Raw genomic sequence first — 18,272 nt, 5'->3', positions numbered from 1 at the left:
CGGCTCCCCAATGCTGGCCGCACCTGCGGAAAAGATCCTCTACCGGATCCGCACCAAGCCGCGCGCGAGCCTGGCTGATACCGCTGCGTGCAGGCAGATCCAGTGATGCAAGGCCCTGGGCACAGATGTTCAGCCGCCTGGCCACCTCATGCACCGGCTCGTCGCGGAACAGGGCCATGCCCAGCACCAGCCACAGCACCTGATCGCTGGGCAATCTGCGCCTGCGGATGGAGGCCTGTGAGGAGAGCTCCAGTGCGCTGGACACCCATTCCACCGGAATGTTCTGGGTGAACGTGCTCAGATCGGAGAAATTGAACAGGTCACCAAGGTCGAGCAGTTGTTGTTGGATGGGCACAAAAAATCCGATGCCAGAAGACTGGCATCGGATTCTGATTGGCTCAGCTGCTTAAGTGAACAGCATTACGGCAATGCCGGGGTTTTTTCGTTCCATCACTGCAGCGATCAGGCCTTGATGGTGGCCATGTCGATCACGAAGCGGTAGCGCACATCGTTCTTAGCCATGCGCTCCCAGGCCTGGTTCACGTCCTTGATGTTGATCACTTCAACATCGCTGACGATGCCGTGCTCGGCACAGAAGTCCATCATTTCCTGGGTTTCGGCCATGCCGCCGATGGCCGAGCCGGTGACGTGCTTGCGGCCGAAGATGACCGTGCCACCCATCAGCGGCGGATCCAGTTCGGTGATGACGCCGACCAGGCACATGGTGGCATCGCGCTTGAGCAGGCTCATGTACGGGTTGGTGTCATGGCTGACCGGCACCGTGTTGAGCAGGAAGTCGAAGCTGTTGGCGTGAGCCTTCATCTGCTCCGCGTCGCGCGAGACCAGCACTTCGTCGGCACCCAGGCGCTTGGCGTCGGCACCCTTTTCCGGGGTGGTGGTGATCATCACCACGGTGGCGCCCATCGCCTTGGCGAACTTCACGCCCATGTGGCCGAGGCCACCGAGGCCGATCACGCCCACCTTCTGGCCCGGGCCGACCTTCCAGTGGCGCAGCGGCGAGTAGGTGGTGATGCCGGCGCACAGCAGCGGCGCGGCGGCCTTCAGGTCCAGTTTTTCAGAGACCTTCACCACGAAGCGCTGCTCGACCACGATGTGGTCGGAGTAACCGCCCATGGTCAGCTCGCCGGTGTTCCGGTCGTGGCTGTTGTAGGTGTAGGTCGGGCCCTTTTCGCAGTACTGCTCCAGGTCGTGGTCGCAGGCATCGCAATGGCGGCAGGAATCGACCATGCAGCCGACGCCGGCGAAGTCGCCGACCTTCAGGGCGGTGACGGACGGGCCGACTTCGACCACGCGGCCGATGATCTCGTGGCCCGGCACCATCGGGTACTCGGCGCCGCCCCAATCGTCGCGGGCCTGGTGCAGGTCGGAATGGCAGATGCCGCTGTACAGCACTTCGATGCGGATGTCGTTGGCGCCGACGGCGCGGCGCTCGAAGGTGAAGGGCTCAAGCGGGGCGGTGTTGGTACGTACCGCGTAACCATGGGCGAGGGACATGGGGAATCCTTGGCGGGGTTTGTCGAAAGGCGCTTTACAATACGCCGCTCGTACCGGCCCCAAAAGCCCGGATATCGGCATGATTCATCAAGTGGGACTGCACAATGGCCTCTGACAATCTCTCCCACCTGGCCGCCTTCGCCGCCGTGGCCCGCCACCGCAGCTTCCGGAAGGCCGGCGGCGAGCTGACCCTGTCGACCTCGGCGGTGAGCTATGCGATCCGCGCGCTGGAAGAGCGGCTGGGCGTGGGCCTGTTCCATCGCACGACGCGCAGTGTGGCCCTGACCGAAGCGGGCCAGCGCCTGCTGGACCGGCTGCAGCCGGCGCTGGGCCAGGTGCATGACGCGCTGGAGGAGATGAACCAGTTCAGGGACAGTCCGACCGGCCTGTTGCGCATCAACGCGGCCCGAGCGGCGGTCCCCACCCAGTTGGGCCCGCGGCTGACCCGGTTCCTGCACGCCCACCCGGACGTGCGCCTGGAGCTGACCGAAAATGATGGCCTGGTGGACATCGTCGCGGAGGGCTTCGATGCTGGCGTGCGCCTGCACGAATTCGTGCCCGAGGACATGGTGGCGGTGCCGCTGGGGCCGGCGCTGCACGGGATGATCGTGGGTTCGCCGGAATACCTGCGGCAGCACCCGGCGCCGCAGCACCCGCGTGATCTGCTGCAGCACGAATGCATCCGCTTCCGCTTCGCCAGCGGCCATCTGTACAAATGGCAGTTCGACCGCGATGGCCAGTCGCTGGAAATCGACGTGCGCGGGCGCCTGACTTTGAGCGAACAGACCACCATCATGCGTGCGGTGCTCGATGGGTTTGGTCTGGCCTACGTGCTGGAAGATGCCGCGCGCCCGCACATCGAGGCCGGCACGATGGTGGCGGTGCTGCAGGACTGGAGCGAGCCGTTTCCCGGCTTCGTGCTGTACTACCGGAAGCAGCGGCAGATGGCCTCGGCGCTGCGCGCGTTCGTGGACATGTTGCGGAAGTAATGCCGGGCTGATGCAGTAGATCCACGCCATGCGTGGATGGCACGCGCCGATCACTCCACCAGCGCGTCATACCCCAGCCCGACAAACTGGATCAGGCAGAAGCCATGCCCGAACGGGTCGGCCAGCACGGCCAGCCGGCCCCAGCGCCGCTCGCTGACCGGCTGTTCGATCACTGCACCTGCGGCCACTGCGCGTGACAGCGCGGCATTGATGTCTTCCACCACCCAGTCCAGGTGCAGCGGCGTCCAGTGGCGTTCGTAGTCGCGCACGTCGCCCTCGTCGGTGGCCACACTGCCCGCATCACTCTGCAGCAGGTACAGCGGAGTGGGTCCCCCCAGCAGTTCCACCGCGCCGGCACCCATGCGGCGGCCGGCGTGCAGGCCGAACGCTGCAACGTAGAACGCTTCTGCAGCGGCCAGGTCGGGCACATCGATGTTGACGATGAAGGTACGGGCTGGGGAGTCCATGGCGGGTGTCTGCGACGGCCGGTTGCAACGCAGTCTAGACCTGCCGGAGTGAGCTGCGGGTTCATCTGTCGCGCAGATTCAGGCAAGGTAGACAACTGCGACTGACAGGGACATGCATGAGCACATTGACCGAAATCGAGCAGGCCACCGGCCAGGCCTTTCCACCGCTTTTCCAGCAGCTGCTGGCCGCTGGCCGGTTGAGCTGGGGCGGCACCCATCCACAGTGGTCCGAAGCGGTGTTTCCAACGCTGCAGGACGATCCGCCTGTGTTGCTGTACGCCCAGGACTACGAGCCCCTGGAACACGACGAGCTGCTGGAGGCCTGGCAGGATCTCACCGCCGACGATCATTACAACCCCCTGCGTACCGACCTGCAGCTGCTGCCGTTCGCACGTACGGGCGCAGGCGACAGCTACTGTTTCTGGACCAACGCGCCGGGCTTTACCGAAGCGCCGGTGGTGCTGGTATGGCACGACGATGACCGCGCCGACGTGCTGGCCGCCAGCTACCAGGACTTCGTGTTCCGCAAGATGGTGGAAGCGGTGGTGGAGTACGAGCGGCCTTACTCGCTGCTGTCGCATGGCGATCTGGCGGCGAATCTGCAGCGCTGGCTGCAGAGCCATCAGTCCATTCTGCGCAGCGACCAGTATGCGGCGCTGGTGGCGCTGTTCGCGCGTGATGGCGAAATCGCTGACGGTGACATCAGCGACGATGAAGCGCAGGCCCTGGTGAAGCAGATCATCGGCTTCCCGAGGCTGGACGAGTCGTTCTCCTACGTGCAGGAAGGCGCTTGAAGGCAGGGGGTCGCATCCGCGCGAAGCGCGGCTCTGACCCCTTCAACGCCGAACCGGGGTCAGAGCCCTTTCCGTTGGAAAGGGATCCGACCCCATGCCCGGAAAGGGATCCGACCCCATGCCCGATCAGCTCGCCGCCGGGTAATCCAGATACCCCTCACGACCACCACCGTAGTAGGTGGCGCGATCCGGCGCCGCCAGCGCGATGTCCTGCTGCAGGCGCTCGACCAGGTCCGGGTTGGCGATGAACGGCTGGCCGAAGGCCGCGATGTCGATGGTGCCTTCGTCGACCAGGCGCAGGGCGTACGCACGGGTCATGCCACCGGCCAGCAGCATGGTACCGCCGTAGGCCTGCTTGAAGGCCTTCAGGAAGTCCTCGCCGATGGCGCGCTCGCCGCGCAGGTAGTTGTCGTTCAGATGCACATAGGCCAGCCCGCGCTTGCCCAGTTCTTCTGCCAGGTACAGATAGCTGGCTTCGTTGTCTGCATAGGCCGGCATGTCGAAGACCTGGCTGTTTGGTGCCAGACGCACGCCGACGCGGTGCGCGCCGATGCGTGCGGTCATCGCGTCCACGGTGTCCAGGATCAGGCGCGCGCGGTTGCGCAGCGAGCCGCCGTAGATGTCCTGACGATCGTTGGTGACCGGGTTGAGGAACTGCTCGAACAGATAGCCGTTGGCGGCATGCAGCTCGACGCCATCGAAGCCGGCGGCGATGGCGTTCTCTGCGCCACGCACGAAGTCACTGACGATGCCGGGGACTTCATCGGTGCGCAGGGCGCGCGGCGGGGTCGGGTCGGCCGGACCGCGGCTGCCGTCGTCGCGGTACACGAACGCGAAGCTCCTGGGGTCGTGTGCCACCGGACGCGCACTGGCGCTGACCGGCTGGCCACCGTCCGGTTGCAGGGAACTGTGCGACATGCGGCCGACGTGCCAGAGCTGGGCAAAGATCGTGCCCTGCGCGCTGTGCACGGCGTCGGTCACCTGCTTCCAGCCCGCCACCTGCTCGGCCGACCAGATGCCGGGCACGTCGATGTAGCCCTGGCCCTGCGGGGAAACCGGCGTGCCTTCGCTGATGATCAGACCGGCGCTGGCGCGCTGGCGGTAGTACTGCGCGGTCAGTTCGTTGGCCACGGCACCGGGATTGCGGGCACGGGTCATCGGCGCCATGGCGATGCGGTTGGGCAACGGCGTGCCTGCCAGGTCGTAGGGGCGGAACAGCAGATCGGTCATATCGGTCATCTCGGTGTGGGGAAGGGCGCCAGGAGCGCCATGCACACAGGATGGAGTTGACATCGAGGCTCATAAAGAGCTTCGATTTCCCTTTTGGCGGGACATAGCGTCCCCAATGGAGACTGCAGATGCTGCCCGTGGAATCCTTGAATGGTCTGGTGACCTTCGTCACCACGGCGCGCTCGGCCACCTTCACCGAGGCCGCCGAGGCGCTGGGCATCTCGCGCTCGGCCGTCGGCAAGGCCATCGCCCGGCTGGAGGCCCGGCTGGGTGTCCGCCTGTTCCACCGCACCACCCGGCGCATCGCGCTGACCACCGACGGCGAGGCGTACTACGCCTCGTGCGCGGCGGCGCTGGAGGAAATCTCCGCCGCCGAGGCCTGCCTGGGCTCGGGCGCACACCTGCCCAGCGGGCGACTGCGCATCGACATGCCCTCATCGTTCGGGCGCCTGGTGGTGATGCCGGTGCTGTTGAAGCTGTGCCAGCAGTACCCGGACCTGCAGCTGACGGTGACCTTCACCGATCACTTCGTCGACCCGATCGAGGAAGGCATTGATCTGCTGATCCGCTTTGGTGGCCTGCAGCAGGCCGAGCACCTGGTGGCGCGCAGGCTGGGCAGCCAGCGGCTGGTGACCTGTGCTGCGCCGTCCTACCTGCAGGCGCACGGTGTACCGCGCAGCGTGGAGGAGCTGCGGCAGCACCGCAGCATCGTCGGCTATCGCCATGGCCAGCCGATGGCGTGGCGGGTCGGCGCGGACGGTGAGGGCGGCACCTTCATTCCGCAGGCCACCCACCAGCTCAACGACGGAGACGCGGTGATCGACGGTGCCATTGCAGGGCTTGGCATCTGCCAGATGCCGATGTCGCTGGTGCGCCGGCACCTGCAGTCCGGCGCGCTGCAGTCGGTGCTCGATGACAGCATGCAACGGCATGTCGAGATCCATGCGCTGTGGCCGCCGACCCGGCATCTGCGCCCGAAGGTGCGCTTCGTGGTGGATGAACTGACCCGGCTGGGCGCTCAGGGCGCGTTCGATTGAGTTCCATCGGATGCCCTGTATACTATCCCCCAGTATAGTTCCGCAGGTGGCCCGCGATGCCGCATTCCCCCGAAGAGAAGAAGAAGGTCCTGGCCCGCGTGCGCCGTATCCGCGGCCAGTGCGATGCGCTGGATCGTGCACTGGAATCCGGCGCCGACTGCGGGCCGGTGCTGCAGCAGATCGCGGCCATCCGTGGTGCCGTCAACGGGCTGATGTCCGAGGTGATGGAGGCCCACCTGCGCGAGGAATTCGGCCAGCCGGCCACCTCCGATGAACAACGCGCTGAACGCGTGCGCGAGATGAGCGGGCTGATCCGCTCGTACCTGAAATAAACAACGGCGCACCATAGCGCCGTCCATCCTGTTATTGCCTGTCCTTGGAGAACCCGCCATGAAATCCCGTGCCGCCGTCGCCTTTGGTCCCGGCCAGCCGCTGCAGATCGTCGAGATCGACGTCGCCCCGCCGAAGGCTGGCGAAGTGCTGGTCAAGATCACCCATACCGGTGTCTGCCATACCGATGCCTTCACCCTGTCCGGCGATGATCCGGAAGGCCTGTTCCCGGTGGTGCTGGGCCACGAAGGCGCCGGCATCGTGGTGGAAGTGGGTGAGGGCGTGACCAGCGTCAAGCCGGGCGACCACGTGATTCCGCTGTACACCGCCGAATGCGGTGAATGCCTGTTCTGCAAGAGCGGCAAGACCAACCTGTGCGTGTCGGTGCGTGCCACCCAGGGCAAGGGCGTGATGCCCGACGGCACCAGCCGCTTCAGCTACAACGGCGAGCCGATCTACCACTACATGGGCTGCTCGACCTTCAGCGAATACACGGTCGTGGCCGAAGTGTCGCTGGCAAAGATCAACCCGGACGCGAACCCGGAACACGTCTGTCTGCTGGGCTGCGGCGTGACCACCGGAATCGGCGCGGTGCACAACACCGCCAAGGTGCAGGAAGGCGACAGCGTGGCCGTGTTCGGCCTGGGCGGCATCGGCCTGGCGGTCATCCAGGGTGCGCGCCAGGCCAAGGCCGGCCGCATCATCGCGGTGGACACCAATCCGTCCAAGTTCGAGCTGGCGCGCGAATTCGGCGCCACCGACTGCATCAACCCGAAGGACTTCGACAAGCCGATCCAGCAGGTCATCGTTGAGATGACCACTTGGGGCGTGGACCACAGCTTCGAGTGCATCGGCAACACCAGCGTGATGCGTGCAGCGCTGGAATGCGCGCACCGCGGCTGGGGCCAGAGCGTGGTGATCGGCGTGGCCGGTGCCGGCCAGGAAATCTCCACCCGTCCGTTCCAGCTGGTCACCGGCCGCAAGTGGATGGGCACCGCCTTTGGCGGCGTGAAGGGCCGCAGCCAGCTGCCGGGCATGGTGGAAGACGCGATGAAGGGCGATATCGAGCTGGCCCCGTTCGTGACCCACACCATGGATCTGGACAAGATCAACGAAGCCTTCGACCTGATGCATGAAGGCAAGTCGATCCGCTCGGTCGTCCATTACTGAGCCTGGGCATGGGCTGGCTGGATGCCCTGCGCCGGCCGCGTGCGGAAGACCCGCGCGCGGCCCTGGTCGCCCCGATCGAGCAGGCGCTGCGCGCGCTGGGCTGGGTCGAGGGCGAGGTTGGCGCGCCGCGTGCGGTGGATTCGCCGTTCGGCATCGATGAGATGCCGTTCGAGCACTGGCTGGCACAGGTGTTCCTGCCGCGCCTGCACGAGGCGCGCGCCGATGGCCAATGGCCGCCGCGCAGCGACGTGGCGGTGGCGGCCTTGCGCAACCTGGACGGCCAGCCCGGCGTCGAACCACTGCTGCACCTGCTGTCCCGGCTGGATGCAATGATCAACACAGGCGTGCGCTGACGCGCCGCGCAGGAGAACACCATGGAACGCATCGAACACCGCGCCTGTTTTGGCGGCTGGCAGGACGTCTACCGCCACCACTCGGCCACCCTGGGCTGCGACATGCAGTTCGCCGTGTACCTGCCGCCGCAGGCGGCCACGCAGGCGCTGCCAGTGCTGTACTGGCTGAGCGGCCTGACCTGCACCGAACAGAACGTCATCACCAAGGCGGGTGCGCAGCGCTACGCGGCCGAGCATGGCGTCATCCTGGTGGCGCCGGACACCAGCCCGCGCGGCGATGATGTGGCCGATGCCGAAGGCTACGACCTGGGCAAGGGCGCGGGCTTCTACCTCAACGCCACCGAACAGCCGTGGGCGAAGCACTACCGCATGCACGACTACGTGGTGCACGAACTGCCGGCGCTGATCGAAGCGAACTTCCCGGCCACCGATGCGCGCGCGATCAGCGGCCATTCGATGGGCGGCCATGGCGCGCTGGTGCTGGCGCTGCGCAACCCGGGCCGTTACCGCAGCGTGTCCGCGTTTTCGCCGATCGTGGCGCCCAGCCAGGTGCCGTGGGGCCAGAGGGCATTCACTGCCTATCTGGGCGACAACCCGGCGGACTGGGCGCAGTGGGATGCCACCGCGCTGGTGGCCAATGCCGGCGAGCGTCTGCCGCTGCTGGTCGACCAGGGCGATGCGGATGAGTTCCTGCAGACCCAGCTGCAGCCCGAACGCCTGCAGCAGGCCTGCGATGCCGTCGGCCACCCGCTGACCCTGCGCCTGCAGCCGGGCTATGACCACAGCTATTACTTCATCGCCAGCTTCATCGGCGAACACATCGCCCACCACGCCCGCGCACTGAAGGCCTGAGTTGTAGAGCCGAGCCTATGCTCGGCTGGCTTTTCGGTAGAGTCGAGCGTTGCTCTACTGGCTTTCCTGGGTGCCAAAGCAGTCGAGCAAGCTCGACTCTACCCAGGCCGGCCGACCACGCTCGACGCTACCGGGGCTGTGCCAGCCCCTGCGCCATGGCCTGCGCCTGTGCGCGCTGCGCATCATTCAGGTCGGGCAGGTTCGCGGCCAGCATGGATTCGAGCAGGGCTGGACTGAAGGATTCGGTGGCGCGGATCAGGTAGGCGGTCGCCTTCACCGGGTCGCGCACACCGAAGTCGTCGCTGGCGAACACGTGGAACGCCTCAAGATAGCTGCTGTCGCTGGGGGCGGCGAGGCCTGCCTGCGCGTACTCGACCACCTTGTCCTTGAACGTGTCCCAGGTGCCATCAGCACGGGCGGCCAGCGTGCTGGCATACCCCTGTCCATAGAAGCGGTACTGCGCCCGGGCCCGTGCATCTCCGCTCCGGGCGGCCGCGCTGACCAGATCGAACTGCCAGCGAGCGGGATCGTCGATACCGGCGCAGAAGCGATCGGTCGTGTTGAGCTGCGTGGCCACTGCATCGCGTTCACCGATGGGCATTCGGTCAGCCCGGCGAACAAAGTCCGCCTCGATGTCCGCCTGATGCGCGCAATCCTGCAGCTGCATCAGCAACCACAGCGTGGTCTTCGCATCCCGCCCGGCGACGCGCTGCCAGTGCGGCAGGTCCTGTGCAATGGGTTCCCCTGCAGCGCGCAGGGCCCTCAACCGGCTTGCCAGTGCGGCCGGAGCCGGGACCTGCGCCGCTGCCCGCACTGCCGTATCAGCCGTTTCGGATGTCTGCGGGCCGCTGCTGCCGGGGTCTGCGTGGGTCCACGCCCACAGTAGCGCCAGCAGACCTGCGGCGCACAGCACCGCGATCACCTGCAAACCGCGTCCCTGCATCGTGGTCCCCATCGTCCGTGATGTCCGCAGGTTACCGTACCCCGGCAGCCCGTATCCGCCGGGATCGCCTTTCTTGCAGTGGATCACGCCGCACTGGTGGTGGGGCGCGCTGTAGAGTCGAGCTTGCTCGACTGGCTTTTCCGTAGAGTCGAGCAAGCTCGACTCTACCGGTCGTCTTCTTCCGCTGCTTCGCGACCCTGCTGGCGGATCAGGGCCTCTTCGCGTGCATCGTTGATGGCGTGGCGCACGCCATCCAGATCGATGGTGGATTCATCGTGTACGAAGGTGCCGGTGAGCTCGCTGTCCGGCAACAGGTTGCCAGCCTCGAACAGTGCCCACATTTCCTCGCCATACCAGCTGTCCAGCAGCTCGGGCGCGAAACGGCCCAGGTAGCCGGTGAGGGTGTTGACGTCCCGCAGCAGCATGCTGCGCGCGGCGTTGTTGCCGCCGGCACTGACCACCTGCGGGAAGTCGATCACCACCGGGCCATCCGGCCCGACCAGTACGTTGTATGGCGAAAGATCGCCGTGGATCAGGCCGCAGCAGAGCATGCGCACCACCTGGCGCACCAGGGTCTGGTGGTACGCGCGGGCCTGGTCGGCCTCCAGCTCCACTTCGCCCAGGCGGGCGGCGGAATAGCCCTCTGCGTCGGTCACCAGTTCCATCAGCAGCACGCCGTGGTAGTAGCCATGCGGCTCCGGTACCCGCACACCCGCGTCGCGCAGCTGGTACAGCGCGTCCACCTCGGTGTTCTTCCAGGCGGCCTCCTGCTGCTTGCGGCCGTACTTGCTGGACTTGCCGATGGCACGCGCTTCGCGGCTGCCGCGTACCTTGCGGCCTTCCTGGTATTGCACGCGCTGCTGGAAACTACGTTGGGCCATGTCTTTATAGACCTTGGCGCAGCGCACGTCGTTGCCGCTGCGTACCACGTACACAGCCGCTTCCTTGCCGCTCTTGAGCGGGCGCAGCACTTCGTCGATCACGCCATCGTCGATCAGCGCACGCAGTCCTTCGGGGGTCTTCACGGGTTTTCGGGAGACGCTCGGGGGGCGGGGGAGGGAGTTTCGCATCTCCAGGCCGTGCCTGCTTGCCTGGGCCCCGGCCCGGCGCCAGGACACCCCTCGTGCTCCTGCCTTTATCTGCAGTGGATCACGCACGTTCACCGTGGGTCGCGCTATGGTGCGCACATACGGCCTTGCGGATGGGGGTAGTGCATGCCGGTAGTGCTGGCGCTGCTGTACGTGCTTTGCCACGGGGTGGTCGTGGCGTTCTGGCCTGGGACGGCCGGCGGCGGATCCTTTGCCTTCCTCACGGCCGCCCCCCTGCTGGCGGCGGCCGCCTGCCTGTGGCGGGCCCAGCGTGATCGCGCGGCGCTGGGCTGGCGCGCCACGGCGCTGGCCCTGCTGCTGTGGGCGGGGGGCATGGGCGCGAACATGCTCGATGCACTCAGCGCCGGGCGGCCCAGCATCACCCCCAGCATCAGCCTGCTGCTCTACGTGCTGTACGGCGTACCGCTGGTCTTCATTCTCGCCCGGGCGCGGCGCGAGCGCTGGACCATCAGCCTCATCGACGGTCTGATGGCTGCCCTGCTGGGCGTGCTGTTCTTCGTGCACACGCAGTCCTTCGCCGACCGCATCGACATCGATGACCAGGCGATGGCCAACATGCAGCACATGTTCGACATCCAGAACCTGTGCATTGCCGTGTTCGCCATGGTGCGCTGGCTGGCGGGCGATGCACCCGAGCGGCGGGTGTTCTTCCGTGCATTGGCCCTGTATGCGCTGAGCTACCTGCTGGTGGCGTTCTACATCAACCATTACACCGTCGAGCAGTCCTTCGGCGCGTACAACGACCTGCTGATCGACGTGCCGTTCCTGCTGCTGGCCCTGCTTGCGCTGCGCCAGGCACCGGCGCCGGGCCTGGTGCTGCACCCGCGTCTGTCGCGGCTGGTGCAGGCGGGCGGGCCGATCATCCTGCCGCTGCTGCTGCTGGTGGTGGGCACGTTGGTGGTGGACCATGCGCGACCGTTGGCGGTAGCCGGGTTCGTGGTGGCCACGTTGGGCTTCGGCCTGCGCAGCACGCTGCTGCAGACCGATCTGCTGGAACGCCAAGTCGGGCTGGACCAGCTGGCGCGCCAGGATGGCTTGACCGGCGTTGCCAACCGGCGCCAGTTCGACACCGTGCTGCAGGCCGAGTGGAACCGTGCGCGCCGCAGTGGCACCGAACTGGCTTTGCTGCTGGTGGACATCGACCACTTCAAGGCATTCAACGACCAGCACGGCCATCCGGCCGGAGACCGCTGCCTGCGCGCCGTCGCGGCCGTGCTGCAGGCCACGGCGGGGCGTGCGGCCGACAGTGTGGCGCGCTACGGCGGCGAGGAGTTCGCGGTGATCGTGCCGGGCAGCCCGTTGTCGGGCGTGCTGGCGCTGGCCGAGCGGCTACGCGAGGCGGTGGAAGCGCTGAACCTGCCCGAAGGCCCGGTCAGCATCAGCATCGGCGTGGCCTATCTGCATCCACCGGCCACGGCCAGCGCCGACCAGTTGCTGGCGGATGCGGATGCGGGGCTGTACGCAGCCAAGCGCGCCGGCCGCAACCAGGTGACCCTGCACGCTCGCGTGCTGGACGATGAAAGCGGCGAAGAAGGCGTGATTGATTGTTGATGCGGGCGCGGAGCCGGCCGTTGCCCAAAGCGCCAACCAAGGTTGGCATCTACCAGGGCAGCGCGGCAGGCACACGTGATCGATTGGCGGGCGTGAAGCCGGTAGTTGCCAACCTTGGTTGGCAGCCGTTGTCCGAAGCGCCCACCAGGGTGGGCATCGTGTGCGATGTCAGCCGCCGCGCGTTTCCACCAGCACCGGGCACGGTGCGTGGTCCAGGGTCCATTGCGCCACCGAGCTGTCGAGCAGGCGCTGCAGCCGCGACAGGTGGCGGTGGCCGATGACGATCAGGTCGGCGTCCAGCTCGCGGGCTTGAGTGCTGATCACTTCGCCGGGATCGCCCACCGGCATCGCCGGTCGGGCGTCGACTCCGCGCTCGTGCAGCTGTGCGACGGCGTCCTGCAACAGGCCTTCCGCCTTGGCCCGCTGGCGGGTGGCCTCAGAGTACTCGCGGCGGTCGGCTTCGCTGGCGTCGTCGGGCAGGGCGAACTCGGGATCGATCACGCACAGCAGGTGCACGCGGCTGCACGGGCCGGCGACGCGGGTGACCAGATCCAGCAGCGGGTCGTGCTGGTGGCCGCCGTCGAGGGCGACCAGCAGGGTAGTGAACATGGGGCAGACTCCTTGGCAGGCGGTGATGGTCGCCCATGCCGCGCCGCGCACCCATGCCGTGTGGTGCAGGCAATACGTGCATGGGGCGCAATCGACTTTGACTGAGAGTGTCGTAGAGTCATTCCATCTGTTGGAGACTGCCATGTCCCTGCCCGACCTCAATCTGCTGCTGGCCCTGGATGTCCTGCTGGACGAAGGCAGTGTCGCCAGGGCGGCCCGGCGCATGAACCTGAGCGCGCCCGCCATGAGCCGCACCCTGGGCCGGATCCGCGATGCGCTGGGCGACCCGGTGCTGGTGCGCGCCGGCCGTGGCCTGGCGCCGACCCCGCGTGCGCTGGAGCTGCGCGAGCAGGTGCGTGATGTGATCGAGCAGGCCCACCGGGTGTTCAACGATGGGCGCGAAGTGGACATCGGGACGTTGGAACACACCTTCAGCATCCGCGCCAACGATGTGTTCATCGGCAGCTACGGCGGCCGCCTGCGCGAGGTGTTCCGCGAGCAGGCCCCAGGCTGCACGCTGCGCTTCATGCCCGAAGGCGATACCGACGATGACGCGATGGTGCAGGGCCGGATCGACCTGTACATCAGCACCGCCGGCAAGCACACGCAGGAAACCAAGGTGCAGAACCTGTTCACCACGGCGCTGCTGGGCGCGGCGCGCGAGGACCATCCACTGTTCGACGGGGACATCACCGCCGAGCGCTTCGCCGCCTGCGACCACATTGCCGTTTCGCGGCGCGGCATCGCCCATGGGCCGATCGATGACGAGTTGGCGCAGATGGGCCTGCGGCGACGGGTGGCGATGGTCATCCCCACCTTCCACGGTGCAATCTTCGCCGCCGCCGCTTCGGATCTGGTGCTGCCGCAGATGCCCAGCGTGATGCTCGATCGCATCACCTACATGGGGCTGCCGCTGCGCATGTTCCCGCTGCCTGTGTCGGTACGGACGGTGGCTCTGGTGCAGGCCTGGCACCCGCGTATGGACAACGACCCGGCACACCGCTGGCTGCGCCGTGCGATCAAGAGCATGTGCGACGCCGACGCTTTGTAGAGCCGAGCCGCCCGTGCCGACCAAAGGTCGGCACCTACCACCATCGCGTGCCGACCAACGGTCGGCACCCACGGGCCCCCGACACCCGTGCGTCTGGCGCACGACTGGCATCGCATCCACGCCATTTTCCGCAGTAGTGGCCCTGCCTAGACTGCGCTCCCCACCTTCACGGAGCGCACGCCATGTCGCTTCACCTGCCGTGCGCTGCACGGATCGATCGGCGCCGATGAGCGCGGTCACCTTGCCCCGGGCGGCCGCCATCGCCTCCGCCCCCGTCTTTGATCGCCGCATCGTGGTCGGCCTGTGCGGCGTGCTGCTGGTGGTACTGCTGTCGGGCTTCAACGAAAACGTCACCAAGGCCGCGCTGGCCGATATCCGCGGCGCGATGGGGTTCAGCGTCGATGACGGCAACTGGATCACTGGCATCTACAGCGCCATGTCGGTCAGTGCCATGGCTTTCGCGCCCTGGTGCGCAGTGACCTTTTCGCTGCGCCGCTTCGGCTTGGTGATGATCGCGGCCTTCATGCTGCTGGGCGTGCTGTGCCCGCTGGCGCCGAACCTGCCGACCTTCCTGTTGCTGCGCGCGCTGCAGGGCCTTGCCGGCGGCGCGCTGCCACCGTTGCTGATGAGCGTGGCGCTGCGCTTCCTGCCGCCGGGCATCAAGCTGTACGGCCTGGCCGGCTATGCGCTTACTGCCACGTTCGGCCCGAGCATGGGCACGCCGCTGGCCGCGCTGTGGGTTGAACACGCGGGCTGGCAGTTCGCGTTCTGGCAGATCGTGCCGTTCTGCGCGGTTGGCATGGTGATGGTCGGCTGGGGCCTGCCGCAGGACCCGATGCGCCTGGAGCGTTTTTCCCAGTTCAACGGTGTGGGCCTGGCCCTGGGGCTGCCTGCGCTGGTGATGCTGGTGCTGGGCCTGACCCAGGGCGCGCGGCTGAACTGGTTCGATTCGCCGCTGATCACGGTGCTGCTGGACGGCGGCAGTGGCCTGCTGGTGCTGTTCTTCATCAACGAATGGTTCCACCCGCTGCCGTTCTTCAAGCTGCAACTGCTGGCCCATCGCAACCTCAGCTATTCGCTGGTGACCTGCGTGGGCGTGCTGTTCGTGCTGCTTGCGGTCATCTCCATTCCTTCCGGCTTTCTGGCCGGCGTGCAGGGCTATCGGCCGTTGCAGACCGCCCCGATGCTGCTGTGGGTGGCGCTGCCGCAGGCGATTGCGTTGCCGTTGGTGGCGGCACTGATGAACCAGCGTGCGGTGGATTGCCGCTGGGTGCATGCCGCCGGCCTGGTGTTGCTGGCGACAGCGTGCTTCCTCGGCGCGCAGCTGGACGTGCAGTGGAACCGCGACAGCTTCCTGTGGGTGCAGCTGCTGCAGGTAGTGGCGCAGCCGATGGCGGTGCTGCCGTTGCTGCTGCTGGCCACCACCGGTCTGGCGCCGCAGGACGGTCCCTATGCCTCGGCCTGGTTCAACACCGTCAAAGGCTTTTCGGCGGTGTTTGCCGGTGGCGTGCTCGATGCGGTGGGGCAATCACGGCGCCACTTCCATTCCACCGCGCTGGTCGACCACCTGGGCAACCAGCCGTGGTTGCCGGCCAGCGCCGATCTGCCCGCGCGGCTGCACGCCCAGGTGCAGGCCCTGACCTCGGCGGACCTGTACTGGCTGGTCGCGCTGGTGGCCCTGGGCTGCCTGCCGCTGCTGCCGTGGGCCACCCGCGTCCATCCGCCACGTGCCGTGGCCTGACCTCTCCCGCAAGGACTTCCCCCATGAGCCTCAACAAGACAACCCTCAATACCGGCCTCGCGCTGGGTGTATTGGCCCTGGCCATCGGTGGCTGGCTGCTGCTGCGCGACGGCCGCTACCAGCGCACCGACAACGCCTACGTCAACGCCGATTTCACCGTGGTCGCACCGAAAGTGGCCGGCTTCGTCAGCAGTGTCGAGGTGCAGGACAACCAGACGGTGAAAGCCGGTGATGTGCTGGCCCGCATCGATGACCGCGACTACCAGGTGGCGTTGCAGGCAGCGCGCGCCGATCTGGTCAATGCGCGTGCCCAGCTGGCCAATGCGCAGGCCGCGCTGGCACAGCAGGGCTCGCTGATCGAACAGGCGCGGGCCAGTGTGGATGTCAGCCGATCCGAGCTGACCCTGGCCAGTGCTGACCAGCAGCGTTACCGCGCGCTGGCCAGCGATGGCGCCGGTACGGTGCAGAACGCGCAGCAGGCGCAGTCGAAGCAGGCTGTGGCCCAGGCCCACCTGCAGCAAGGGCAGGCCGCACTGAGCAGCGCACGCCAGCGCACCGCCATCCTGGCGGCGGGCGTGCAGTCGGCGCAGGCGGCGGTGCAACGCGCAGAAGCGGCGCAGGCCCGCGCGGAGCTGGATCTTTCGCATACAGAGCTGCGTGCGCCGATTGATGGTGTGGTTGGCCGCCGTGCGGTGCGCGTGGGTGCCTACCTCACGCCGGGCACGGCCGTTGCGGCCGTCGTGCCGCTGCAGCGTGCCTTCGTGGTCGCCAACTTCCAGGAAACGCAGATGACCCGCATGCACGCAGGGCAGCCGGTGGAGTTGACGGTGGATGTATTTCCCGGCACGCGCCTGCATGGTCACGTCGACAGCATCGCGCCGGCCACGGGCGTGACGTTCGCGGTGGTCGCTCCGGAAAACGCCACCGGCAACTTCACCAAGGTGGTGCAGCGCATTCCAGTGAAGATCGTGCTGGAACCGGGCCAGCCGCTGCTGGATCAGTTGCGTGCCGGCATGTCGGTGGAGGCACGCGTGGACCTGCAGGGCGGGGAGGGCGCATGAGCATGCCCGCGTTGATGAAGGCCGTGGCCAGCGCGTCGCTGTGCATGGCCGTGGCGGCCTGCACGATGGGCCCGGACTTCGTACGGCCACAGGCCGAGCTGCCGGCGCAGTGGCAGGGCGAGGCGGTGGCCGCGACGGCCATCGACGATGATGCGGCATGGTGGGCCGGTTTCCACGATCCGCTGCTGGGGCAGCTGGCCCAGCAGGCATTGCAGTCCAACCTGGATCTGCAATTGGCCGCCAACCGCGTGCAGCAGAGCCGCGCGGCGCGTGGCATCAGCGCCGCTGATCGCCTGCCCGCGGTCGCGGGCAGCGCCAGTGGCGTGCGCGCACGCAACAGCGAAGTGGGGCTGAGCGATCCTTCCGGCAATGCCGGGCGCGAGGATTACGGACTATTCCAGGCGGGCGTCGGCCTGAGCTGGGAACTGGATCTGTGGGGCCGCGTGCGCCGCCAGCTGGAAGCGGCCGATGCGCGCGTGCAGATGGCCGAAGAAGATGCGCATGCCGTACGCATTGCCCTGCTGGCCGAAACCGCACGTTCCTACCTGCAGCTGCGGGCAACCTCGCAGCTGCTGGCGATCACCGAGGACAACCTGGGCATTGCCGCCGACATCCAGCGCTTGACCCAGGCGCGCCAGCAGCAGGGGGTGGCCAGTACCCTGCAGGTGTCGAGCGCGGCCGCGCAGGTGGCTTCGCTGCAGGCACGCATCGCGCCGCTGCGGCACCGCCAGTCGCAGCTGCGCAATGCACTGGCCTTCCTGCTGGCCAGGCCACCGCAGGGGCTGGACGCGCAGCTGCAGGGCATGCGTGCCGACTGGCCGCCGTTGCCCGCTGTGGCTGTGGGCCTGCCCAGTGAGCTGGTCGAACGTCGTCCGGACATCCGTCGTGCCGAAGCGGCGCTGCATGCGGCCACCGCGAACATCGGCGTGGCCCAGGCCAGCTTCCTGCCCCGCATCACCTTGAACGGCGATGCCGGCTTCCAGGCCAGGCAGCTGGATGGCCTCGATGGGTGGAATGCCCACCGCTTCAGCGTGGGCCCGTCGATCAGCCTGCCGATCTTCCAGGGCGGCCGCCTGAAGGCCAATCTGGCGTTGAGCCGGGTGCAGCAGCAGCAGTCGGCGCTGCAGTTCCAGCGCACGGTGCTGCAGGCCTGGCATGAAGTGGACGATGCCATCGATGGGTACGCGGCGGAACAACAGCGCACGACGCAGCTGCAGGTGGCGGTTGAGCAGAGCGATTCCGCGCTGGGTGCTGCACGGCGCCAGTACCAGGCCGGCGTGGTGGACATGCTGGATGTGCTCACCACCCAGCGCATCGCACTGGACAACCGGGCTGCGCTGGCCAACAGCCAGGCCACGGCGGCCATCGCCCGGGTCGAGCTGTACCGCGCGCTGGGCGGTGGCTGGTAGTGCCGGCCGCTGGCCGGCAGCGTGGTAGTTGCCAACCAAGGTTGGCGTCTACCAGAGCATC

Annotated in this window: 19 protein-coding genes; 12 read left to right on the top strand and 7 right to left on the bottom strand. The window is 67.3% G+C overall.

Features of this window, described 5'->3' with window-relative positions; translation table 11 throughout:
- A partial coding sequence (locus C1924_RS20625) for a transposase domain-containing protein (RefSeq protein ID WP_254051289.1) occupies positions 1–349 on the bottom strand: 349 nt, incomplete at its 3' end.
- Between the two features lie 113 nt (positions 350–462).
- Positions 463–1,515, bottom strand: coding sequence for an NAD(P)-dependent alcohol dehydrogenase (locus C1924_RS16750; RefSeq protein WP_108766314.1), 1,053 nt, complete (start codon positions 1,513–1,515; stop codon positions 463–465).
- Between the two features lie 104 nt (positions 1,516–1,619).
- On the opposite strand from C1924_RS16750, the gene C1924_RS16745 reads away from it, so the two are divergent.
- Positions 1,620–2,504, top strand: coding sequence for a LysR family transcriptional regulator (locus C1924_RS16745; RefSeq protein ID WP_108766313.1), 885 nt, complete (start codon positions 1,620–1,622; stop codon positions 2,502–2,504).
- Between the two features lie 50 nt (positions 2,505–2,554).
- On the opposite strand, the gene C1924_RS16740 is transcribed toward C1924_RS16745, so the two are convergent.
- On the bottom strand, positions 2,555–2,971 hold the full coding sequence (locus tag C1924_RS16740; protein WP_108766312.1) for a VOC family protein: 417 nt from the start codon (positions 2,969–2,971) through the stop codon (positions 2,555–2,557).
- Between the two features lie 116 nt (positions 2,972–3,087).
- Between C1924_RS16740 and C1924_RS16735 the strand changes: the two genes are divergently transcribed.
- The gene (locus tag C1924_RS16735) at positions 3,088–3,765 is read left to right on the top strand and encodes an SMI1/KNR4 family protein (RefSeq protein ID WP_108766311.1); all 678 of its coding nucleotides are present in this window, start codon (positions 3,088–3,090) and stop codon (positions 3,763–3,765) included.
- A 126-nt stretch (positions 3,766–3,891) separates the two neighbouring features.
- Here C1924_RS16735 and C1924_RS16730 read toward each other — a convergent pair whose 3' ends face one another.
- On the bottom strand, positions 3,892–4,995 hold the full coding sequence (locus C1924_RS16730) for an alkene reductase (protein WP_108767104.1): 1,104 nt from the start codon (positions 4,993–4,995) through the stop codon (positions 3,892–3,894).
- Between the two features lie 128 nt (positions 4,996–5,123).
- Between C1924_RS16730 and C1924_RS16725 the strand changes: the two genes are divergently transcribed.
- Genes C1924_RS16725 through fghA form a run of 5 tightly spaced genes read left to right on the top strand, consistent with a single transcriptional unit; the run spans position 5,124 to position 8,737 of the window.
- Positions 5,124–6,032 (top strand): LysR family transcriptional regulator, encoded by a 909-nt coding sequence (locus C1924_RS16725; RefSeq protein ID WP_108766310.1) that lies wholly within the window; start codon positions 5,124–5,126, stop codon positions 6,030–6,032.
- Positions 6,033–6,088: 56 nt separating this feature from the next.
- On the top strand, positions 6,089–6,364 hold the full coding sequence (locus C1924_RS16720) for a metal/formaldehyde-sensitive transcriptional repressor (RefSeq protein WP_108766309.1): 276 nt from the start codon (positions 6,089–6,091) through the stop codon (positions 6,362–6,364).
- 58 nt (positions 6,365–6,422) lie between these two features.
- On the top strand, positions 6,423–7,532 hold the full coding sequence (locus C1924_RS16715; RefSeq protein ID WP_079223296.1) for an S-(hydroxymethyl)glutathione dehydrogenase/class III alcohol dehydrogenase: 1,110 nt from the start codon (positions 6,423–6,425) through the stop codon (positions 7,530–7,532).
- Positions 7,533–7,540: 8 nt separating this feature from the next.
- Positions 7,541–7,885: a YqcC family protein gene (locus C1924_RS16710; protein WP_108766308.1), complete on the top strand. Its 345-nt coding sequence runs from the start codon at positions 7,541–7,543 to the stop codon at positions 7,883–7,885.
- A 21-nt stretch (positions 7,886–7,906) separates the two neighbouring features.
- Entirely contained in the window at positions 7,907–8,737 is an 831-nt protein-coding gene (gene fghA, locus C1924_RS16705) for an S-formylglutathione hydrolase (protein WP_108766307.1), read from the top strand.
- A gap of 127 nt (positions 8,738–8,864) precedes the next feature.
- Here fghA and C1924_RS16700 read toward each other — a convergent pair whose 3' ends face one another.
- Together C1924_RS16700 and C1924_RS16695 are read right to left on the bottom strand one after the other, a co-directional pair.
- Positions 8,865–9,836, bottom strand: coding sequence for a hypothetical protein (locus tag C1924_RS16700; RefSeq protein ID WP_159094827.1), 972 nt, complete (start codon positions 9,834–9,836; stop codon positions 8,865–8,867).
- Positions 9,837–9,844: 8 nt separating this feature from the next.
- Positions 9,845–10,705: a PA4780 family RIO1-like protein kinase gene (locus C1924_RS16695; protein ID WP_108766305.1), complete on the bottom strand. Its 861-nt coding sequence runs from the start codon at positions 10,703–10,705 to the stop codon at positions 9,845–9,847.
- A gap of 189 nt (positions 10,706–10,894) precedes the next feature.
- Here C1924_RS16695 and C1924_RS16690 point away from each other — a divergent pair, with 189 nt between their 5' ends.
- On the top strand, positions 10,895–12,340 hold the full coding sequence (locus C1924_RS16690) for a GGDEF domain-containing protein (RefSeq protein WP_108766304.1): 1,446 nt from the start codon (positions 10,895–10,897) through the stop codon (positions 12,338–12,340).
- Between the two features lie 168 nt (positions 12,341–12,508).
- Here the strand turns inward: C1924_RS16690 and C1924_RS16685 are convergent, their stop codons facing one another.
- Positions 12,509–12,949, bottom strand: a complete 441-nt coding sequence (locus tag C1924_RS16685; RefSeq protein WP_108766303.1) for a universal stress protein — start codon at positions 12,947–12,949, stop codon at positions 12,509–12,511.
- A 142-nt stretch (positions 12,950–13,091) separates the two neighbouring features.
- Here C1924_RS16685 and C1924_RS16680 point away from each other — a divergent pair, with 142 nt between their 5' ends.
- From C1924_RS16680 to C1924_RS16665, 4 genes are all read left to right on the top strand, one after another.
- Positions 13,092–14,000 carry a LysR family transcriptional regulator gene (locus C1924_RS16680; RefSeq protein WP_108766302.1) on the top strand — a complete coding sequence of 303 codons (909 nt, stop codon included), beginning with the start codon at positions 13,092–13,094 and terminating at the stop codon, positions 13,998–14,000.
- Positions 14,001–14,226: 226 nt separating this feature from the next.
- Positions 14,227–15,741: an MFS transporter gene (locus C1924_RS16675; RefSeq protein ID WP_108766301.1), complete on the top strand. Its 1,515-nt coding sequence runs from the start codon at positions 14,227–14,229 to the stop codon at positions 15,739–15,741.
- 23 nt (positions 15,742–15,764) lie between these two features.
- Positions 15,765–16,802, top strand: coding sequence for an HlyD family secretion protein (locus C1924_RS16670; protein WP_108766300.1), 1,038 nt, complete (start codon positions 15,765–15,767; stop codon positions 16,800–16,802).
- Positions 16,799–18,211, top strand: a complete 1,413-nt coding sequence (locus tag C1924_RS16665; RefSeq protein ID WP_108766299.1) for an efflux transporter outer membrane subunit — start codon at positions 16,799–16,801, stop codon at positions 18,209–18,211. The genes C1924_RS16670 and C1924_RS16665 overlap by 4 nt, the downstream gene beginning before the upstream one ends.
- The last annotated feature ends 61 nt before the right edge of the window (positions 18,212–18,272 follow it).

This window comes from Stenotrophomonas sp. ESTM1D_MKCIP4_1 (assembly GCF_003086895.1).
Classification (GTDB): domain Bacteria; phylum Pseudomonadota; class Gammaproteobacteria; order Xanthomonadales; family Xanthomonadaceae; genus Stenotrophomonas.
This window is presented reverse-complemented; position numbering and strand designations above follow the sequence as displayed.

What these genes read in the sequence shown, in the direction of transcription:
- C1924_RS16750 (WP_108766314.1), bottom strand. Translation starts at nt 1,515, where the DNA reads ATGTCCCTCGCCCATGGTTACGCGGTACGTACCAACACCGCCCCGCTT.
- C1924_RS16745 (WP_108766313.1), top strand. Translation starts at nt 1,620, where the DNA reads ATGGCCTCTGACAATCTCTCCCACCTGGCCGCCTTCGCCGCCGTGGCC.
- C1924_RS16740 (WP_108766312.1), bottom strand. Translation starts at nt 2,971, where the DNA reads ATGGACTCCCCAGCCCGTACCTTCATCGTCAACATCGATGTGCCCGAC.
- C1924_RS16735 (WP_108766311.1), top strand. Translation starts at nt 3,088, where the DNA reads ATGAGCACATTGACCGAAATCGAGCAGGCCACCGGCCAGGCCTTTCCA.
- C1924_RS16730 (WP_108767104.1), bottom strand. Translation starts at nt 4,995, where the DNA reads ATGACCGATCTGCTGTTCCGCCCCTACGACCTGGCAGGCACGCCGTTG.
- C1924_RS16725 (WP_108766310.1), top strand. Translation starts at nt 5,124, where the DNA reads ATGCTGCCCGTGGAATCCTTGAATGGTCTGGTGACCTTCGTCACCACG.
- C1924_RS16720 (WP_108766309.1), top strand. Translation starts at nt 6,089, where the DNA reads ATGCCGCATTCCCCCGAAGAGAAGAAGAAGGTCCTGGCCCGCGTGCGC.
- C1924_RS16715 (WP_079223296.1), top strand. Translation starts at nt 6,423, where the DNA reads ATGAAATCCCGTGCCGCCGTCGCCTTTGGTCCCGGCCAGCCGCTGCAG.
- C1924_RS16710 (WP_108766308.1), top strand. Translation starts at nt 7,541, where the DNA reads ATGGGCTGGCTGGATGCCCTGCGCCGGCCGCGTGCGGAAGACCCGCGC.
- fghA (WP_108766307.1), top strand. Translation starts at nt 7,907, where the DNA reads ATGGAACGCATCGAACACCGCGCCTGTTTTGGCGGCTGGCAGGACGTC.
- C1924_RS16690 (WP_108766304.1), top strand. Translation starts at nt 10,895, where the DNA reads ATGCCGGTAGTGCTGGCGCTGCTGTACGTGCTTTGCCACGGGGTGGTC.
- C1924_RS16685 (WP_108766303.1), bottom strand. Translation starts at nt 12,949, where the DNA reads ATGTTCACTACCCTGCTGGTCGCCCTCGACGGCGGCCACCAGCACGAC.
- C1924_RS16680 (WP_108766302.1), top strand. Translation starts at nt 13,092, where the DNA reads ATGTCCCTGCCCGACCTCAATCTGCTGCTGGCCCTGGATGTCCTGCTG.
- C1924_RS16675 (WP_108766301.1), top strand. Translation starts at nt 14,227, where the DNA reads ATGAGCGCGGTCACCTTGCCCCGGGCGGCCGCCATCGCCTCCGCCCCC.
- C1924_RS16670 (WP_108766300.1), top strand. Translation starts at nt 15,765, where the DNA reads ATGAGCCTCAACAAGACAACCCTCAATACCGGCCTCGCGCTGGGTGTA.
- C1924_RS16665 (WP_108766299.1), top strand. Translation starts at nt 16,799, where the DNA reads ATGAGCATGCCCGCGTTGATGAAGGCCGTGGCCAGCGCGTCGCTGTGC.